This is a genomic window from Corynebacterium sp. UBA4397 (assembly GCF_002390965.1).
GTDB lineage: Bacteria > Actinomycetota > Actinomycetes > Mycobacteriales > Mycobacteriaceae > Corynebacterium > Corynebacterium flavescens.
The window spans coordinates 1-18,187 of record NZ_DGRD01000047.1; the positions used below are offsets into that span (position 1 = coordinate 1).

Sequence of the window (18,187 nt, forward strand, 5' to 3'; positions counted from 1 at the left end):
ACAAAACCCGGGGCACTTCAAGGCTGGCCCGGCACCTAACCCCGACACGCCCGCAGACACACTTTTTGCTCCTTAGCCCACACATTCTGAGCATTAGCCCGCGTCTCGATTGTCGTGGGATAGCGAAAGACCCCACTTCCACGGAGTGTGAAAATGGGGTCTGACCTGGTGCGGCCTGAGGGGATCGAACCCCCGACCTATTGGGTGTAAACCAATTGCTCTTCCAGCTGAGCTAAAGCCGCATGGTGCTTGAGCACTTGCAATAGATTAGCCCAAGCACTTTCGGTTCAACAAACCCGCAGGTTATTTCTTACTATTGCCGCGTGAAACAAGGCAGGAACCCTGCCAATCACCGAGGCGTTCGGCCTTGGTTTGGACGAGTCCGGCTAGCTGAGCAGATTCACTGATTTCTCCCGGATCGACAGTTCCGGAGGTTCCGGCGCCTGGGGTAAGTAGCCAGAGACGTCCGGTGTGGGAAAGCGGGCGAGAAGCGTCGACGAGGCCATCAACCAGGTCGCCATCCCCGTCACGCCACCAGAGGAGAACGGCGTCACAGAGCTCATCAGTCTCTTCGTCGAGGAAATCCTCACCGAGCACTGCCTCAACGTTTTCCGAAATCGCGGTGTCGCAATCCTCGTCCCAACCAAGTTCCAGAGCGATTTGCCCTTTCGTTATTCCGAGCTTGCTGGCAGCATCCGCCACTATCAGTGTCCTTCCAAAGTCAGTGAGATCCCCGCGGTTGACGGGGCTTCAATACATGCAGTTTAACGCGGGGCCACAATCTTTTCCCGCTATTGCTCCATAATCGCCACAAAATTGCACCACAAGCGGCTGCTGGTTTTTGCTCAGCATCACAGCTAGCGGGGCTAGTGACCGCTTAGCCCCTCCAACATGCATATCAAATATGCCTACGCGTATCCTTGATGGAAATCTGTGTCTACCCATATTTAGGAGGTTTCAATGGCCGACCAAGATGCCGTGAAGGGCGACTCCAATTTTCCGCTCATTCGTGATGGCGTCGCGTCGTACCTATACGACAACGACCCCGAGGAGACTCGCGAGTGGATGGACTCCCTCGACGGGCTTCTTGATTCGTCTGACCCGGACCGCGCGCGCTATCTCATGCTGCGCCTGCTTGAGCGCGCTACCGCTAAGCGCGTTCCGCTGCCTTCGCTGACTTCAACGGACTTTGTTAACACCATCCCCACCACCATGGAACCAGAGTTCCCCGGTGATGAGGAACTGGAAAAGCGCTACCGCCGCTGGATCCGCTGGAATGCGGCCATCATGGTGCACCGCAGCCAGCGCCCCGGCATCGGCGTCGGCGGCCACATTTCTACTTATGCTGGTGCAGCGCCGCTCTATGAGGTCGGCCTGAACCACTTCTTCAAGGGCAAAGATGATCCCTCAGGCGGAGACCAGGTCTTTTTCCAAGGCCACGCCTCCCCCGGCATGTACGCGCGCGCCTTCATGGAAGGCCGCCTATCTGAGTATGACCTTGACGGCTTCCGTCAGGAAGTTTCTCGCGGTAAGGGCGAGGGCCTTCCCTCCTACCCCCACCCACGGCTTATGCCCTGGTTCTGGGAGTTCCCCACCGTTTCCATGGGCATCGGCCCCATGAATGCTATCTACCAGGCACGTTTCAACAAGTACCTAGAGACTCGCGGCATCAAGGACACCTCACAGCAGCACGTGTGGGCCTTCCTCGGTGACGGCGAGATGGATGAGCCGGAGTCACGCGGCTTGCTGCAGACCGCTGCGCTCTACGAGCTCGACAACCTCACCTTCGTCATCAACTGCAACCTGCAGCGCCTCGACGGTCCTGTTCGCGGTAACACGCAGATCATCCAGGAGCTCGAGTCCTTCTTCCGTGGTGCCGGTTGGAACGTCATCAAGGTGATCTGGGGCCGCGCTTGGGATGCTCTGCTGGCCAAGGACCAAGAGGGCGCCCTGGTCAACATCATGAACACCACCTCGGATGGTGACTACCAGACCTTCAAGGCCAATGACGGCGCTTATGTGCGCAAGCACTTCTTCGGCCGTGACGAGCGCACCCTCAAGCTAGTTGAGGATCTCACCGATGACGAGATCTGGGCACTTCGCCGCGGTGGCCACGACTACCGCAAGGTGTATGCAGCGTATGCCAAGGCTCTGGAGAACAAGGGCACCGGCAAGCCCACCGTCATTCTGGCGCTCACGGTCAAGGGCTACGGGTTGGGCCACAACTTCGAGGGCCGCAATGCCACGCACCAGATGAAGAAGCTGACGCTCGAGGATCTCAAGCTCTTCCGCGATAAGCAGGGTATTCCGGTCTCCGATGAGGTCTTGGAGAAGGATCCTTATCTTCCTCCTTACTACCACCCCGGTATGGACGCGCCCGAGATCAAGTACATGCTGGAGCGCCGTAGCGAGCTCGGCGGTTTCTTGCCAGAGCGCCGTGCGAAGTACACCCACCTGCACGCACCGAAGTTGGACAAGCTGCGCTCGGTCCGCAAGGGTTCGGGCAAGCAGAAGGTAGCCACCACCATGGCTCTCGTGCGCACCTTCAAGGAGCTCCTGCGTGACAAGGAGCTAGGCAAGCGCATCGTTCCGATCATCCCGGATGAGGCACGCACCTTCGGTATGGACTCGTGGTTCCCCACCCTCAAGATTTGGAACCCGCGTGGTCAGAACTACGTCCCGGTCGATCATGACCTGATGCTCTCCTACCGCGAGGCCACCGACGGCCAAATCATGCACGAGGGTATCTCCGAGGCTGGTGCCACCGCTTCCTTCACTGCGGCTGCTACCTCTTATGCCACGCAGGGCGAGCCGATGATTCCGCTCTACATCTTCTACTCGATGTTTGGTTTCCAGCGCACCGGTGACTCCTTCTGGGCTGCCGGAGACCAGCTGGCACGTGGCTTCATCATCGGCGCCACCGCCGGCCGCACCACCCTTACCGGTGAGGGTCTCCAGCACATGGACGGACACTCCCCCGTCCTGGCATCGACCAACCCGGCGGTTATCACCTACGACCCGGCCTTTGGTTACGAGATTGCTCACTTGGTCACCCGTGGCATCGACCGCATGTACGGCGAAGAGGACGAGGCAGTCATGTACTACCTTACGGTCTACAACGAGCCGATCTCGCAGCCGGCGGAGCCCGAGGATCTCGATGTTGAGGGCCTGCACAAGGGTATTTACCACTTCAACACTGCGGAGAAGGGTTCCTTGCCCGCCAACATTCTGGCCTCCGGCGTGGGCGTCAACCAGGCGCTCATTGCTCAGGAGATCCTGGCCGAGCAGTTCGATGTCAAGGCATCGGTATTCTCCGTAACTTCGTGGGTTGAGCTCGCTCGTGACGGTGCACGCCGCAACAAGGAGGCCCTGCAGCAGGGCGTTCAGCCCACCGAGGCTTTCGCCACTACCCAGCTCAAGGGATTCGAAGGCCCCTTCGTAGGCGTCTCCGATTTCACCACCGAGCTCCAGGAGCAGATTCGCCCCTACGTTCCGGGCACCTACATCACACTGGGCGCGGATGGCTTCGGCTTCTCCGATACCCGCGAGGGTGCGCGCCGCTTCTTCAACAATGACGCAGTCTCCATCGTCGTCGGCGTCCTTGAGGGCCTTGCCCGCGAGGGCAAGATTGAGCAGTCCGTGGTCGAGGAAGCCGCCAAGCACTTCCACCTCGATGATCCAACCAAGGCTGAAGCCAGCACCGAGGTCGAGGACTAGATTCCGTTAAGGCTTTATCGCCCGCGCTTTCTTAAAACGCAAGGCCCCGGGACAGNNCTGTCCCGGGGCCTTGCGTTTTTCCTCCCAGGCAGGAGACCCTGCTTGGCGAAGCCGCCCCAACACTTAGGTGGGCTTTCACACAGGGACGTGACAAAGTTCAATAGGTTGAACTATGCTACTTAGGGTCTACAAACATTTGTTTCATTTCACTGAAAGATAAGGATCAATGCACCTCAAAAGATCCCTGTTCCGCTCTCTCACTGTCTCCATTGCCACAGTAGGAATGGCGGCTTCTCTCGCTGCCTGCTCTTCCAATGGATCGGACACCTCTGGAAGCGAAACTGCAGCAAGCGAAGACAAGCCGCTCGTCATCACCACCTTCACGGTGCTCGATGACATGGCAGAAAACGTCGCCGGAGACCACCTGCGCGTGGAATCCATCACCAAGCCGGGTGCAGAAATCCACGACTACGAGCCAACCCCGAGTGACCTGAAGGAAGCAACGAAGGCACAGCTCATCCTCAACAACGGCCTGGGCTTAGAGCGCTGGTTCGAGAAGTTCACCTCCGATTCTGACGCCACTCGCGTCGACCTCTCCGAGGGAGTGACTCCCATCGACATCAGCGAAGGCGAGTACAGCGGCAAGCCCAACCCCCACGCGTGGATGTCCCCTGAGAACGGTCAGATCTACGTCGACAACATCGTCAAGGCCTTCAGCGAGCTCGACCCCGCTAACGCCGATGACTACCGCGCCAACGGTGAGGCATACAAGGAGAAGCTCGGAGACGTAGCCAACACCCTGGACCGTGAGCTTTCTGGACTTCCCCAGCAGCAGCGCACCCTGGTCAGCTGTGAAGGTGCTTTCTCCTACCTAGCGCGTGATGCCAAGCTCAACGAGCTCTACCTCTGGCCGGTTAACGCCGAGTCCGAAGGTACGCCGCGGCAGATCGCCGCTCTCCAGGACAAGGTCTCCGAGAGCAAGGTTCCTACCGTATTCTGTGAGTCCACCGTCAACACGAAGGCCATGGAGCAGGTTGCTGAGGCTACCGGCGCCACCTTCAACACTGATGCGGATCACCTCCTTTACGTAGACTCGCTCTCTGATACCGACGGCCCCGTTCCTACCTATCTCGACCTCCTTACCCACGATGCCGACACCATCATCGCCGGCCTCACAGCGAAGAAGCAGGACTAGCAACTCGTGTTAGAACAAAACTATGGCATCAAAGTGAAAGACCTGAACGTGTCTTACGGGGCCGTTCGGGCCCTTCACGATGTCAATCTCCGCCTCCCAGCCGGACGTATCTGCGGCCTTGTGGGCATGAACGGCGCCGGAAAGTCAACGCTTTTCTCCGCGCTCATGGGAGTCAATCACGTTGATGGTGGAGAAGTAACATTCCTTGGCACCTCTGCTAAGGAGGCTCGGGATTCGGGCCTCATTGGCTATGTGCCGCAGCATGACGGTATCGATACCGCCTTTCCTCTTAGCGTCCACGATGTAGTCATGATGGGCCGTTACGGTTACCAGAACTGGCTGCGTATTCCGCGCAAAGAGGACAAGGAAGCCGTGGCCGGGGCACTCGAGCGCGTCGAGCTCACTCACCTGGCGCATCGCCAAATTGGTGCGCTTTCCGGCGGGCAGCGCAAGCGCGTCTTCGTCGCCCGTGCTCTCGCCCAGCACGCTCGAGTGTTGTTGCTTGATGAGCCTTTTGCTGGCGTCGACAAGCGCAGCGAGGCCATGATCGTGGAGCTCTTGCATGAGCTGGCCGCCGAAGGGGTAACTATTTTGGTTGCCACGCACGATCTACACGCTTTGCCGAAGCTATGTGCGGAATCCATCCTCCTTAACCGGACGGTAATTTTGCACGATGTCACCAGCGAGGTACTCAAGCCGGAGAACTTGGCGCTTGCTTTCGACCTCAGCGTTGGACGCGCCACGGAGGTAATGGATTAAATGGATTTTGTCTCAATTTTTATAGAACCTTGGCAGTACGCTTTCATGCAACGCGGACTCATGGTCGGTTTGACCACCGCGATTGTCTGCGGCGTGATCAGCTGCTGGCTCATCCTCATCGGCTGGTCACTGTTGGGGGATGCAATCTCCCACGCAGTGCTTCCCGGAGTGGTTTTGTCCTATATTTTTGGTGTCCCTTTCACCATCGGCGCTCTCGTCTTCGCGGCGATAGCTGTTTCCCTGATTGGAGGGATGCGTTCGGGAAAGCTGGTCAAGGAAGACGCGGCCATCGGCATCGTGTTCACCACGCTCTTTGCGCTCGGTACGGTGCTGATATCTGTAACCCCTAGCCAGACGGACCTCAACCACATTCTCTTCGGCAACCTACTGGGCATCACCAGTGGGGATCTGTGGCAGGTGCTCGTCCTAGGCGCAATCACCTTAGTGGTTATCTTGCTCAAGCGGCGTGACCTCACCCTCTTCGCTTTCGATCCTGTACACGCCCGCTCGATCGGGCTCTCCCCGCGTTCGCTGAGCGCTTTAATGCTCGGCGCACTCGCGGTGACGGTGGTCATTTCTTTCCAAGCTGTCGGCGTCATCCTCGTCGTGGCAATGCTCATCACTCCGGGCGCCACCGCGCGTCTGCTCACCGATAGCATTTGGAAGATGATGTGGCTCTCTCCGCTCATCGCCTGCCTGTGCGTCGCCACCGGTATCATTCTGAGCTACGTCTTTGATACCTCTTCAGGTGGCATGATCGGCGTCGTCCTCGGCGTAGTCTTCGCCATTGTCTACCTCTTTAGCCCGCAGGGCGTTATCTCTAACGTCATGCAGCGCCGCAAGGCAATGGCCAAGCTTTAGATTCTGGCACCTGCCGGCCCTTTTACTTAATCGGCGTCGCTGCGATTACTTACCAGCGGCGCCGATTAAGCGATCTAGAGCCTCATTGACCGCCTCTGGTTCCTCCAGGATCAGCATATGACCTGCACCATTTACTTCGCACAAAGCCGCAGCAGGCCACTTGTGTGCAATCACCTCGGATTGACTCAGCGGTGTCACCACGTCGAGTGAGCCCACGAGAATATCGCCCGATATGCCTTGCAGCCTTGCAGTGGCCGCATACTCAGAATGCTCCAGTAGATCGTCGAAGAAACCGGTATAACTCGACAGCGGCGTATCCAGCAGCATTGCTCCGTGAAAGCGGAGTTTCTCCATCTGTGGAAAGCCCTCCAGCGCCACTGCTAGGGCCGGAACCGCCAGCCGTGCTAGTTCATAACGAATACCGTCAGCCCGGCGCGGCTTACGCAGGCACGCGCGGTACACGGCGCGCAGTGTCCGCGATTGCAGCACCTGAGCCACGCCCTTGGCCGCGAAGCGCCGCATCGAAGTGGCCAATAGCAGCGCAGAGTCAATGCGCTCATACAACTCTTGCGGCGCTCGCCGGATGAGGTTCAGCGCCACCATTCCTCCTAAGGAGTGCCCCACCACCACTATCCGGCCGGTGGGCAGGCGCTGGGACACCACCGCGAGAACGTCATCAGCGGCCGCCTCTACCGTGCACTGCTCGGGTGCTACGGGGGCGGATTGTCCGTGACCCCGGACGTCGACAAGCAGGCAACGCGCCTGCGGAAAACGTGCACGCACGTGCGCCACCTGTGCGTAGAAGCTCTCGGAAGACAAAGAGTAACCGTGGATAAAAAGCACGGCTTGCTCTGCGGATTCCGGGCCCGCCTCAAACCATGCGATGCGCACCCCTTCGTTATCCACGAAGCCGGTAGCGCTGAGCTGGGTGAGCCCCGGCTCGGTTCGGTGATCGTGCAGGTTAGCAATGATAGTGCGTGAAGCAGCCCTCGTCCCAGGGCGCAGGCGCTCGCCCCAGCTGCGGCCGACCGCGCCGAGACCAGACAGAATGCGCGAGTGTTTCCTCAAAGCCATAGCGCCATCAATACTAGACTCGGGTTCATGTCTAATGACTTCAGCGCCCAACTCCAAGCTCGTTTTCAGGGCGCACAGCCCCGCAATGATTCCCCCGAGCCTTCCGATGTCTATGGAAAGCTGACGCAGCTCATCAGCAAGGTGACGGGAATTACAGAGGGGCTGGAGCGCGATGCCCGCTTTGAGGATCTCGGTGTGGCATCCCTGGACTTCATCGAACTCACCGTGCGTGCTGAGGATGAGTTCAAGGTACGTTTGGAAGAGGAGACGATGGCGGAGATTTCCACCATCGGCGAACTAGTCAACTATGTGGAGGAACACCAGTGATTTCTTACCTGTCTGACATGGACGGCGTCCTCATCAAAGAGGGCGAGATGATTCCGGGTGCGGATAAGTTTATCCAGACCCTCTACGATAATGACATCGAGTTTATGGTCCTTACCAATAACTCCATGTCCACCCCGCGCGATCTGGCCGCCCGGCTGCGCAACACCGGGCTCAACATTCCTCCAGAACGTATTTGGACCTCTGCCAAGGCCACCGCCACCTTCTTGTCCACCCAAGACAAAGAGGGCACGGCCTTCGTCGTTGGTGAGTCGGGACTGACCACCGCCATGCACGAGGACGGCTGGATTCTTAGCGATAATAATGCCGAGTTCGTTGTCTTAGGAGAAACGCGCACGTATTCTTTCGAGGCGATTACCACGGCGATTAACCTCATTCGAGGCGGAGCCCGCTTCATCGCCACGAACCCTGATGTCACCGGGCCGGCTCCGCAAGGCGTATTGCCTGCCACGGGTGCGGTCGCAGCGCTAATTACCGCTGCCACCAATCGGCAGCCTTACTACGTGGGCAAGCCCAATCCGGTAATGATGCGTTCGGCATTAAATAACATCGGGGCACACTCGGAGGACACGGTCATGATAGGAGATCGGATGGACACCGACGTCAAGGCTGGCATCGAGGCAGGTATGCGAACAATTCTAGTTCGCACCGGCATCAGTGATGAGGACGAGATAGCTCGCTACCCCTATCGCCCCACCATGGTTCTAGATTCAGTAGCCGAGTTGCCAGACCACATTTACGACCCATTCGAACGCTCTTAAGCGCCTTCACACCGCGCCGCGTTCGTCTCCTCTCCCCTTCTTGCCGCTGGGGCCTTTTAGCTCCCCGTGCTAAAGCCGAGGCGGAGCGTTTAGCTTTGCCGCACTGCTGCGGCAAAGCCATATCGGTGGGCAAGCTCGGTGATGGCACCATCTAGGGCATCGAGTTCTTGCGCAGTTCCGGTTAATACCTGATGACACCCTAGACCAGCGCAGGGTGCTGGCACGCCAGCCGCGAGCGTTTCGAGGCTTGGGCGATCCCGGAACCAACGCGTGCACCATTGCGCGCTTAGGGGATCATCGCCTGGAATAATGAACTCGGATTCACTGCGCAGGCACCGACACATGGCGTCTTCTATGGCTGGGCGCAGCGAACGCGGCATCCCAGATATCACAAGTACGCCTGTGAGCACGGGACCGTGGTTGCGGTTGGGCCAATCGTGGACAGGCTGAATCGACACCGGCTGTGGCTGATCTCTGAGCTGCGTCGACGCCGGGGCGGTGCAGGTACCAGAAACTTCCTTAACCGGTGCGGTATGAACGCGGAAATCCATAGCCGATATCTCCTTTGAAATGCAAAACACCACAGCCCCCACCCAAACGTGTTACACCTGCCCACACAGCCGTATTTGACGGCAGCGAAGACGGCGATAGCGGAAGGATAACGGCCAAGGTGTAAGACGAGCTTCGTCTTCCCCAACGAACTGCATCTACATCAAGGCACTACCGAAAACGCGATTATCGTGTTCTGCCGACGATCTTCCTCGAGTCCCACCCAATTCATCAACCCTCAACCACCACTAAACCCCCCAATGGTTAAACCTCAACCGTAGGTTTAACCAAAGCTTTAGTGCAAGCTTAAGCCCCAGCTTGGTCTGTGCATTCCTGCCAGATCGCGGTATTGGTTTCGGCCCACAATGGCTTCGCCCAGTCGCCGAAATCGTGGTCACTCAAGGCCACCATGGCCCAATTTTCCGCCAGCCACAGATAGGTACCAGACATGCCAAAATGGCCCACCGCAGAATCTGGGAGGTCACCCATCCAATGATCTTTGTGGCCGTGGATCTCAAATCCCAATCCCCAAGTGCAATCCTTAAAGCTGCCATAACCGGGGACGATACCGCGAATCCCGGGGAATTGCACGCTGCACATCTCGCGAACCGAAGACGGGTGCAGCAATTGTGGGGATAGCACCTCGCGTGCAAATGCCACGAGATCGCTTGCCGTAGAATACATTCCGTGTCCTGCAGAACCACTCAGGCTGGTATGCCGCATACCTAGTGGTTTGCACACCCCCTCGCGCAGGTACTCCGGGAAACTCATTCCCGTGGCCTCGGCCACGACTTCTGCCGCCCACTCGTAGCCAGCAGAGGAGTAAATTCGCCGCTTGCCTACCGGCTTAAGCGGCACACGGCTATCAAAACCTATACCAGAGGCATGTGCCAAAAGATGTCGCAGCGTGGAGCCTGTAGGGCCGGCCGGCTGATCTAGCTCGACTGCTCCCTCTTCAACGGCAAGCATGATCGCATAGGCCACGATCGGTTTCGTCACCGATGCCAGCGCGAATACGCGGCGAGGATCTCCTATCTGCGAAACAACATCGTCTCCATGCAGCAGCACGGCGGCCACATTATTCGCCGGCCACTGGGCGATGCGGGAAAAAGCACTCATAGAGCCAACCTTACCTATCGCTTTGCTTTGCTCCCGCTAGTCCCCCGAGCGATCCGAGTCCCTAGACTCCCTAGCATCCTTCGCCTGATCTTTTTCGCGGCCTCGTTTTGCCTGTCCTACTTGTGCAGATTCGCGGTATTTGTGAACCAGCTTATCGATAAGTTCGTCGGTAAGCGTGTCATCCGCGAGAATGACATCGAGCATGCGGCGATGTTCGCGCGCCAGCTCCGCAGCCTCATGCTCCGCATATTTCCGCTCGTCGTATCCTTCATAGGAATCACCACTTAAGTCCATGCCCATTCCGGAGAACAGGCCGTCCTCATTCTCGACGTCTGTTTGTCGTTCGATCCGATGATTCGAGGTTGACTTATCTTCCCCGCCCTTACTTGCCTCGGCTGAAGCGAAAGATGAGCTTGGCGATGCCGCCTCTGCTTCCTGCTGAGAATCGCGTGCCGACTTGTCTTGTTCTCCAATAGCTCCGAACTGATTGGTGAACTCCTGGTAGAACTTATCCGCATCCGATTCTGCTTGCGAGCGCTGTCTGCCGCGGCGCACCTCTTTTTCGATCCGGCGCTGCAAAGCTTTTTCCATCTGTCGATGCCGCCAGCTGCGGATCTTGGTGGGCTCGATGCGACGCCCAACCGAGCGCCCTCTATCCTCCGCCTTCTTAGCGAAAGCAGCGACCTGGACCGCGGTGTCATTGACGGGAGCCCAATCCTGGTCCGTGTGTAGACGCCAGCCTCCCCAGTAACCGGCTAAGAAAAGCAGGAGGCTGATTATCGGGCCAGCAACCATTCCCCATACGAGTAGATCAAATCGATTGCAGCCAACGACTATTACAGCGCAGGCCACCGCCGGAACCACCGTGGGCTGGTTATCCCCAAATACCGTCGGCACGCGCCCGGTGACAATGTCTCGGATCATCGAGCCACCCGTGGCCGTGAATACACCCATCATGATGCAAGGCAACAGTGGTAAGCCGAAAGAAAGGGCCTTGACCGTGCCCGTTCCCGCCCATAGTGCGGAAACTACGGCATCACCATGTGCCTGCAAAAGCTCCCAGGTGCGTCCCTTAAAGAATACGAAACGCGCAATGAGGGCCCCGGCAAAAGCCAGAATTAAGTATTCCGGCTGCGACATCGCCGCCACCGTCCCGCGGCTGATAAGAACATCGCGGATGATGCCACCTCCCAGGGCGGAAAAGAGCGCGATGAAAAAGTAGCCGACAATGTCGTAGCCACGTTGGCGTGCAATCGTGCCGCCGATTATTCCCATGAGCAAAACTCCGCTGACATCGGACCAGCGATATAGAGAATCTACGAAGGGATCAACTTCCATAAACGGTATTGTATGCACGCCGCCGCGCCAGGGCAGCTACGGCACTGCGTCGGTGCTCAGTGCCGATACTCGGCATCGATTAGCCAGTTCCTATTCGAAAGCTCATGACAAGTTAGCGAATGGCGGTAGTCGGCTCGGCGACCGAAGGTGCGCTGCGGTCTTGGACATTACCTTGGTTGGTGGCACCTGTTGCAGTCTCTCCACCGGTGGCGGTCTCAGCGCCCTCCTGCGTACCTGCGGTAGGCGTCGATTGCTGCTGCTCTTGGTCGTTCTCCTGATTTTGTCCAGTGAATTCGCTCGGCTCTGTTGCACCGGTCGTCGTTTGTGTCTGCGTCGGCACCTGCTGGGTGGTTCTCTCTACCGGCTCCGAGGTCGGGGCCAGCGAAGGAGTCGGTGTTTCTTCACTTGAGGTGACCGGTGCTTCGCTGCGTCCTTCACGCCAGTTAGATGGTGCAAGCCAGCCGGACTGCCCATCCTCGGGGCTGCTCGACGCCAAGATCAACCACCCGACCACAACGACGGCGACAATAAGCTCCGTGGTGGAGGCGCGCACGCGCCCGCCTAGGGTGACGATTTTCTCCCACCTGCTGTGAGTCTCTTGATCTCGCCAGATCCCTTTCCGCGGCTCCGCGCTCTCATCCTCTTCCAATGGAATTACCGGAGAAGGCCCGCCCGGGCCATCGTCCTTGGCACCCGGCGCCAGCTTCGGGTTATCCGAAGCCTGGTTCCCCGAGGCCTGCTCTGCCGAATCCGAGTCGCCCTCCACGTGTGCCGAACTCGACGTCGCGGCGTTCGCGGCCGCAGAGATTTCCTCGGTTTTGTCCTTCTGCTGCTCCGAGCCTTGGTCGATGTCACCCAGTGCGCCGTTGCCGTCGAATAGGCCATTAGCAAAGGCCTCAGACACGCTGTAGTGGTCCCATAAAACCGCGAGTAGCGCGGAACGAATAGCCCGCTCAACAGCCCATTGCCGGGCTGGGTTGACCACGACCATAACGCGATAATTAACTTGCCAAGGCTGACCGGCAACGGTCGGCGCGACCACGCCAGTAGCAGGTAGAACCTCTAGGTCGCCGGCCACGTCTTTGGAGATCGTGGGGTTCTTGATAGCCTCCTCAGCCACCGACTCCACGCGTTGGGTTATCTCACCCACGGTCTCTCCTTCGAGCACCGGAACAGCCAGATCAACAACAGCACGCGACCAGTCCTGGGAGAAATTCGAGACCACGCCCGCTTGCCCGTTCGGGACGGTAACCACTTCGCCATTAGGTGTGCGGATTTTGGTCGTGCGCAAAGTCAAGGCGACGACTGTGCCCTCAGTATTATTAGCATCACCAATGCTGATGTAGTCACCCACGCCGAACTGCTTCTCCGAGAGGATAAAGAAACCGGCTAGAAAGTCCCCGATTATTGTCTGGGCGCCGAAGCCAATGGCGGCTGAGACAACCGTTGCGGGAATGGCTGCGCCAAGCGGTGGCACGCCAAGGTTGGCTAGGGCAGCAACCACGATTACTAGGTATGCCGCGGCCTGCAAAACGTATATCAGCGCACCAGCCAGCGCTAGGCGCGCCTTGGTCGATTCCTCGCTTTCGTCGAGCTTGGATTCGAGGATTCGCACGGTCAGCCGCCCCACGCGCGGAATCAAGACGGCGATGATAAGCAGCGCTAATAGGGGCAAACCATGGTCGACCATGGCCTGCCAAAATTCGAAGAAATAGTACCGTAGCATGCCTCCCACCATAGCTGCGCAGCGTTCGTCTACGCTCTTCGAGCTAGCCAAATTCAGTGAACTTTTAGAATGTGCAATTCCTTCTCCCACCGCCGTCGCAGGAGGGCTCGCGGCGGTGTCCTCCTCACCCGCCGACTCAGCCCTGCCTACACCTTCCTACACTCTTGCCTAACCTGAATACGTTATGACACATTTCACATGTTATAAACTTGTAATGTCCTTGACTTTATAGTTGTCTTCGTGAGTTTCATTTTTGGCTATTTCTAGACCAAACCGCAGACAAGAGGACCTTTTTCATGCGCTGCATCCGTGCTAGTTCCACGCGCCAGAAGCTGTGACAGTCCTTCCCGCTACGCGCACAATCCTGAAAAATTGCTTCAAATCTGTGAAACAGTTGGGTATAGGAGCACTTTGGGAGACGCCGTCTCTCGGAGTCATCGTGTCTTGTTCGGCTTAACTCGAGAGAATTCGGCGGCGCACTATCCACGTGCCTTCGCGGGCTAAGCCGGGCTAGCGGATTGCTTGGGATGCAGACATTTTGCGCAAGCTATGTTCGCAGCCACCAAGGGGTCTGGTGTCAGGGTTTCCTCGGGAGAGGGGTGAGAGAAACTGGCACTCACGGCCTTTAGTAAACGCTGAAAAGGAGGACTGGTGACTAGTATTACGGTTAATGGGCTGTATAAAGTCTTCGGAAAACACCCGCAGGCTGCCGTAAAAGCATTACAGTCTGGGACGACACGTCAGGAACTGCGCAAGAAGGGTTCGACGGCCGCGGTCATCGATGCCACTTTTGAGGTTCAACCTGGCGAGATTTTCGTCGTCATGGGACTTTCTGGATCCGGAAAGTCCACGTTAATTCGCATGCTCAACGGCCTACTCCCGGCTACCGCCGGCGAGGTCACCATCGATGGTCAAACCCTGACCTCGATGAATGAATCAGAGATTAGGGCCCTGCGGCGCGAAAAGATCTCTATGGTCTTTCAGAGCTTCGCGCTTTTGCCACACCGAACGGTGGGAGAAAACGCAGCTTATGGCCTAGAGATCAAAGGCGTAAACCCCAGCGAGCGCAAGCAGAAGGCCGACGAAGCCTTGCGCATGGTCGGCCTTGAAGGCTGGGGCACGTCAATGCCGGATGAGCTTTCGGGCGGTATGCAACAACGGGTCGGGCTCGCCCGCGCGCTGGCAGCCGATACCGAAGTTCTGCTTATGGATGAGGCCTTTTCGGCACTCGACCCTCTAATCCGCAAAGAAATGCAGGATCAGCTCATCGACCTGCAGTCTTCCCTAGGAAAGACGATTGTCTTCATCACGCACGATCTCAATGAGGCTATGCGCATCGGCGATCACATTGCCATGATGCGCGATGGTCGCGTGGAACAGGTCGGTACGGCCGAAGAGATTCTACGTGACCCGGCTAATAACTACGTCGCTTCCTTCGTCAAGGACGTGGATCGCTCCCGCGTTCTCACGGCGGAAAGCATCGCCGAGCAGCCTCCCGAGGTAGTTGGGGTCAGCCAAGGCCCGCTGACAGCACAGAAGCTTATGCGTGAGTCTCAAAGCAGCTGGATTGTAGCTCTGAATCGGGACCGTTCTCCGGCTGGGATCCTCTGGCAGGACGACGTCGCCAAGGCCGTGCGCGATGGTGAAACCGCTCTGCCGCTCTCGCATAACGATCCTACGCACATCGTTGAAAGCTCCCGGGTAATCGGCGATCTCTTCGGCCTGGCGGCAGATACCGAGGCGCCCATCGTCGTGGTCGACGAGAACGGCAAGTTCGCGGGGGTCGTTCCCCGCGTGACGTTGTTGTCGGCTGCATCATTCGACCAGAAAGAGGTTAGTAAGTAGTGGATGTAGAAGCATTCCCCCGCATACCTATCGGCGATTGGTCCGCCGAAGGAATTGACTGGCTCACCGAAAACGTCTCCTGGCTCTTCGATATTTTTTCCGAGGTCAACGAATTCCTCATCGAGGGACTCGCGATCTTCCTTATCTCGATACCAGCGCTTATCCTCCTCGCGCTCTTCGCGCTATTCGGCTGGTTTATTCGCTCACCGAAGTTCGCAATCGGTTCGGCCCTCGGATTCATATTGGTCATGTGCATGCGCCAATGGGACACCATGCTGCAAACGATGGCGCTCGTGCTGATTGCCACCATCTCGGCGATCATCGTGGCGATCCCTTTGGGTATCTGGGCGGCAAAGTCCAATACGGTCAGCACCATCGTGCGCCCGATCATGGACTTTATGCAGACCATGCCTGCCTTCGTCTACCTCATCCCTGCGGTGACCTTCTTCTCCATCGGCGTCGTTCCCGGAATTTTTTCCACGATCATCTTCGCACTTCCCCCGGGCGTGCGCATGACTGAGCTGGGTATCCGCAACGTCGATGAAGAAACCGTCGAAGCGGGCAAGGCCTACGGTGCCACCGGCTGGCAGATCCTCAAAGGAATCCAGTTCCCCTTGGCCATACCTACCATCATGGCCGGCATTAACCAGGTCATCATGCTCTCCCTCTCGATGGCCGTCATCGCCGGCATGGTCGGTGCAGATGGACTAGGAAAGGAGGTGGTCTCCGCAATTTCCACTCTCGATATCGCACAGGGCGTCGAGGCCGGCTTGGCGGTCGTCATCTTGGCTGTGTTCCTTGATCGGATCACCGCCGCACTGGGCACTCCTAGTAATTATCCCTCTGCCCTGCGCAGCAAGATCGGGAAAGCACGCAAGAAGCAGGACGCCTAGCCCGGCGTATCCCGGCTTCTTTCAATCCCAAAAGTCCTATCTCAATAGATGTTCTATAAGAAAGGAACACTCCCCATGTTTAGCACCAAACGTTTCAGCACCAAGCTTGTCGCTAGCCTGTCCGTCGCGGCTGCCGCCATCGGACTAGCCTCCTGCTCATCGGACGATTCCTCCGGCGAGGGAGACAAGGGCACCATCACAATCGGTTACATGCCCTCGTGGACCGACGGGCTCTCCACGGCCTATCTCTTGACCAATAAGCTCGAGGCCGCCGGCTACGCGGTCGAGCACGAGGAGCTTACCGACGCAGCGGTCCTCTACACCGGTCTCGCCGGCGGCGACATCGATATCTTCGCCTCCGCTTGGCCCGAGGTCACTCAGGCCCAGTACATGGAGAAGTACTCCGAGGACATCGAGGATCTCGGTGCCTATTACGACAACGCTAAGCTCACCTGGGCGGTTCCGGAGTACGTCGAGGACGTCAACTCGATCGAGGACCTCAAGGGTGCCTCCGATCGCTTTGGCGGCAAGGTTGTCGGCATCGAGCCGGGCGCCGGGCTGACCGCTGCTTCGGAAAAGGTCATGCAGGACTATGGGCTCGAATCCGATGGCTACACGCTTTCGACCTCCTCTACCCCGGCCATGCTCTCGGAGCTGCAATCCGCCGTCGATAGTGAGAACGATATCGTCGTCACACTATGGCGCCCCTTCTGGGCAAACACCGAGTTCCCAGTCAAGGATCTAGAGGATCCAAAGGGCTCCCTCGGTGAATCCGAGGCCCTCCACTGGCTCGGACGCGAAGGCTTTGGTGAGGACCAGCCAGAGGTCGCTGAATGGCTCAAGAGCATCAAGCTTGATGACGAGCAGTACGGCACCCTCGAAGACACTGTGGTCAACCAGTTCGGTGAAGGCAAGGAAGCCGAGGCCGTTCAGGACTGGCTGGACAAAAACCCCGATGTCGTCCCGGACCTTCAACAGTAGAGTCCAGCGATAGCAGCTCAGATTAAGAGCTAGAAAATAAGTCAAAGAAGGCCTCTCGGGGTCGGCTCTAGAAGCCGAATTCCTCCGCGAGGCCTTCTTCTTGGCTACTGGGTGGGGCCACCGGGGCTCGAACCCGGGACCAATGGATTATGAGTCCACGGCTCTAACCGACTGAGCTATAGCCCCACGCCGCCAAAGGCGACTTTTTGAGTATATATATAGGCCCGTGCTTTGACCTAACTGCCCCGCCGCCACCTCTTGAGAAGAAACACTGCACACTCAGTATCAACCAAAAAATCCTAGATACACAGGCAATTTGGCATCTTTAACAAATATGAATATAGTTAGTCCTCGTTGCAGGGAGTGGTTCCCACAAACCACTCCCTGCACACTATTCCTCCATAGCTCAGTTGGCAGAGCATTCGACTGTTAATCGAAGGGTCACTGGTTCGAGCCCAGTTGGAGGAGCAATACATAACCCCCGTTCATCTTGCTTCTGCAGGTGAGCGGGGGTTTCTGGCTTTTACATCAACCCGATAAGGGGGAGATTCTAGCCCGCCATTTCCTGCCGCTTATCTCGTGGATTTGTCGTGGGAATTAGCAGACACAAAGCCCTGACGATAACTTCCAGCAGAGAATAACCAAATTCTGCAGTACGATACTAGAACAACGCTCAGACGAGGTGACCATGACTGAGAAACCAAGTACTCTACGCTTGAAGATCGACGGCTGCCCAGGAGAAATTGACTTGAAAGCGCTTGAAAAATCCATTCAAGCAGTTTCGAAGCTTATCCGAGCAATCGGAGGGGCGGACGCAATGCAAAATGTTGAGGGTCTAAAGACAAGTAGTGCAATTGTCGATGTCACGACAGAGACCATAAACGCGAAAACCATAACGGTTGGTCTCCGTTCTTTATCTTCCAGCAGTCACCTTCCTGACGGGTGGTTGCGTCCAATAGTGTGGTGTACAGCTACCGCCTGGTGAGCCCCCCCTTGCCGACTAGCAAGGAGACCACCGCGGTAC

General features: G+C 57.6%; 15 protein-coding genes and 3 tRNA genes. 10 read left to right on the forward strand and 8 right to left on the reverse strand.

Annotation, left to right across the window (positions count from 1 at the left end; translation table 11 throughout):
* Positions 1 to 166 precede the first annotated feature (166 nt).
* A tRNA-Val gene (locus B2696_RS09940) sits at positions 167 to 242 on the reverse strand.
* A gap of 61 nt (positions 243 to 303) precedes the next feature.
* Entirely contained in the window at positions 304 to 702 is a 399-nt protein-coding gene (locus tag B2696_RS09945) for a DUF3052 domain-containing protein (RefSeq protein WP_075730202.1), read from the reverse strand.
* A gap of 258 nt (positions 703 to 960) precedes the next feature.
* Between B2696_RS09945 and aceE the strand changes: the two genes are divergently transcribed.
* The 4 genes from aceE to B2696_RS09965 all read left to right on the forward strand — a co-directional run bounded on the left by aceE (position 961) and on the right by B2696_RS09965 (position 6,532).
* Positions 961 to 3,717, forward strand: coding sequence for a pyruvate dehydrogenase (acetyl-transferring), homodimeric type (gene aceE / locus B2696_RS09950; RefSeq protein WP_075730203.1), 2,757 nt, complete (start codon positions 961 to 963; stop codon positions 3,715 to 3,717).
* Between the two features lie 226 nt (positions 3,718 to 3,943).
* Positions 3,944 to 4,912 (forward strand): metal ABC transporter substrate-binding protein, encoded by a 969-nt coding sequence (locus tag B2696_RS09955; RefSeq protein WP_286955197.1) that lies wholly within the window; start codon positions 3,944 to 3,946, stop codon positions 4,910 to 4,912.
* Positions 4,913 to 4,918: 6 nt separating this feature from the next.
* Positions 4,919 to 5,671 carry a metal ABC transporter ATP-binding protein gene (locus tag B2696_RS09960; RefSeq protein ID WP_075730205.1) on the forward strand — a complete coding sequence of 251 codons (753 nt, stop codon included), beginning with the start codon at positions 4,919 to 4,921 and terminating at the stop codon, positions 5,669 to 5,671.
* Complete coding sequence (locus tag B2696_RS09965; protein WP_286955199.1) at positions 5,672 to 6,532, forward strand: metal ABC transporter permease; 861 nt, start codon at positions 5,672 to 5,674, stop codon at positions 6,530 to 6,532.
* A 45-nt stretch (positions 6,533 to 6,577) separates the two neighbouring features.
* On the opposite strand, the gene B2696_RS09970 is transcribed toward B2696_RS09965, so the two are convergent.
* Complete coding sequence (locus tag B2696_RS09970; RefSeq protein WP_286955200.1) at positions 6,578 to 7,606, reverse strand: alpha/beta fold hydrolase; 1,029 nt, start codon at positions 7,604 to 7,606, stop codon at positions 6,578 to 6,580.
* A gap of 27 nt (positions 7,607 to 7,633) precedes the next feature.
* Here B2696_RS09970 and B2696_RS09975 point away from each other — a divergent pair, with 27 nt between their 5' ends.
* The gene (locus tag B2696_RS09975) at positions 7,634 to 7,933 is read left to right on the forward strand and encodes an acyl carrier protein (protein ID WP_075730208.1); all 300 of its coding nucleotides are present in this window, start codon (positions 7,634 to 7,636) and stop codon (positions 7,931 to 7,933) included.
* Positions 7,930 to 8,712 (forward strand): HAD-IIA family hydrolase, encoded by a 783-nt coding sequence (locus B2696_RS09980; protein ID WP_286955201.1) that lies wholly within the window; start codon positions 7,930 to 7,932, stop codon positions 8,710 to 8,712. The genes B2696_RS09975 and B2696_RS09980 overlap by 4 nt, the downstream gene beginning before the upstream one ends.
* An 89-nt stretch (positions 8,713 to 8,801) precedes the next feature.
* Here the strand turns inward: B2696_RS09980 and B2696_RS09985 are convergent, their stop codons facing one another.
* The 4 genes from B2696_RS09985 to B2696_RS10000 all read right to left on the reverse strand — a co-directional run bounded on the left by B2696_RS09985 (position 8,802) and on the right by B2696_RS10000 (position 13,444).
* Positions 8,802 to 9,263, reverse strand: coding sequence for a hypothetical protein (locus B2696_RS09985; RefSeq protein WP_276622542.1), 462 nt, complete (start codon positions 9,261 to 9,263; stop codon positions 8,802 to 8,804).
* 304 nt (positions 9,264 to 9,567) lie between these two features.
* On the reverse strand, positions 9,568 to 10,380 hold the full coding sequence (locus B2696_RS09990) for a serine hydrolase domain-containing protein (RefSeq protein WP_286955203.1): 813 nt from the start codon (positions 10,378 to 10,380) through the stop codon (positions 9,568 to 9,570).
* Positions 10,381 to 10,416: 36 nt separating this feature from the next.
* Positions 10,417 to 11,718 (reverse strand): trimeric intracellular cation channel family protein, encoded by a 1,302-nt coding sequence (locus B2696_RS09995; RefSeq protein ID WP_286955204.1) that lies wholly within the window; start codon positions 11,716 to 11,718, stop codon positions 10,417 to 10,419.
* Between the two features lie 112 nt (positions 11,719 to 11,830).
* Complete coding sequence (locus tag B2696_RS10000; protein WP_286955206.1) at positions 11,831 to 13,444, reverse strand: mechanosensitive ion channel family protein; 1,614 nt, start codon at positions 13,442 to 13,444, stop codon at positions 11,831 to 11,833.
* Positions 13,445 to 14,095: 651 nt separating this feature from the next.
* On the opposite strand from B2696_RS10000, the gene B2696_RS10005 reads away from it, so the two are divergent.
* From B2696_RS10005 to B2696_RS10015, 3 genes are all read left to right on the forward strand, one after another.
* Positions 14,096 to 15,289, forward strand: coding sequence for a quaternary amine ABC transporter ATP-binding protein (locus B2696_RS10005; RefSeq protein ID WP_286955208.1), 1,194 nt, complete (start codon positions 14,096 to 14,098; stop codon positions 15,287 to 15,289).
* Positions 15,289 to 16,182 (forward strand): ABC transporter permease, encoded by an 894-nt coding sequence (locus tag B2696_RS10010; RefSeq protein ID WP_286955210.1) that lies wholly within the window; start codon positions 15,289 to 15,291, stop codon positions 16,180 to 16,182. The genes B2696_RS10005 and B2696_RS10010 overlap by 1 nt, the downstream gene beginning before the upstream one ends.
* 75 nt (positions 16,183 to 16,257) lie before the next feature.
* Complete coding sequence (locus B2696_RS10015) at positions 16,258 to 17,163, forward strand: glycine betaine ABC transporter substrate-binding protein (protein WP_286955211.1); 906 nt, start codon at positions 16,258 to 16,260, stop codon at positions 17,161 to 17,163.
* 112 nt (positions 17,164 to 17,275) lie between these two features.
* Here B2696_RS10015 and B2696_RS10020 read toward each other — a convergent pair.
* Positions 17,276 to 17,349, reverse strand: a tRNA-Ile gene (locus tag B2696_RS10020).
* Between the two features lie 209 nt (positions 17,350 to 17,558).
* Here B2696_RS10020 and B2696_RS10025 point away from each other — a divergent pair.
* Positions 17,559 to 17,631, forward strand: a tRNA-Asn gene (locus B2696_RS10025).
* Positions 17,632 to 18,187: the final 556 nt, after the last annotated feature.

Coding starts and splice junctions, on each gene's coding strand:
- B2696_RS09975 (WP_075730208.1), top strand. CDS start 7,634: ATGTCTAATGACTTCAGCGCCCAACTCCAAGCTCGTTTTCAGGGCGCA.
- B2696_RS09985 (WP_276622542.1), bottom strand. CDS start 9,263: ATGGATTTCCGCGTTCATACCGCACCGGTTAAGGAAGTTTCTGGTACC.
- B2696_RS09970 (WP_286955200.1), bottom strand. CDS start 7,606: ATGGCTTTGAGGAAACACTCGCGCATTCTGTCTGGTCTCGGCGCGGTC.
- B2696_RS10000 (WP_286955206.1), bottom strand. CDS start 13,444: ATGCTACGGTACTATTTCTTCGAATTTTGGCAGGCCATGGTCGACCAT.
- B2696_RS09995 (WP_286955204.1), bottom strand. CDS start 11,718: ATGGAAGTTGATCCCTTCGTAGATTCTCTATATCGCTGGTCCGATGTC.
- B2696_RS09955 (WP_286955197.1), top strand. CDS start 3,944: ATGCACCTCAAAAGATCCCTGTTCCGCTCTCTCACTGTCTCCATTGCC.
- B2696_RS10015 (WP_286955211.1), top strand. CDS start 16,258: ATGTTTAGCACCAAACGTTTCAGCACCAAGCTTGTCGCTAGCCTGTCC.
- B2696_RS09990 (WP_286955203.1), bottom strand. CDS start 10,380: ATGAGTGCTTTTTCCCGCATCGCCCAGTGGCCGGCGAATAATGTGGCC.
- B2696_RS09965 (WP_286955199.1), top strand. CDS start 5,672: ATGGATTTTGTCTCAATTTTTATAGAACCTTGGCAGTACGCTTTCATG.
- aceE (WP_075730203.1), top strand. CDS start 961: ATGGCCGACCAAGATGCCGTGAAGGGCGACTCCAATTTTCCGCTCATT.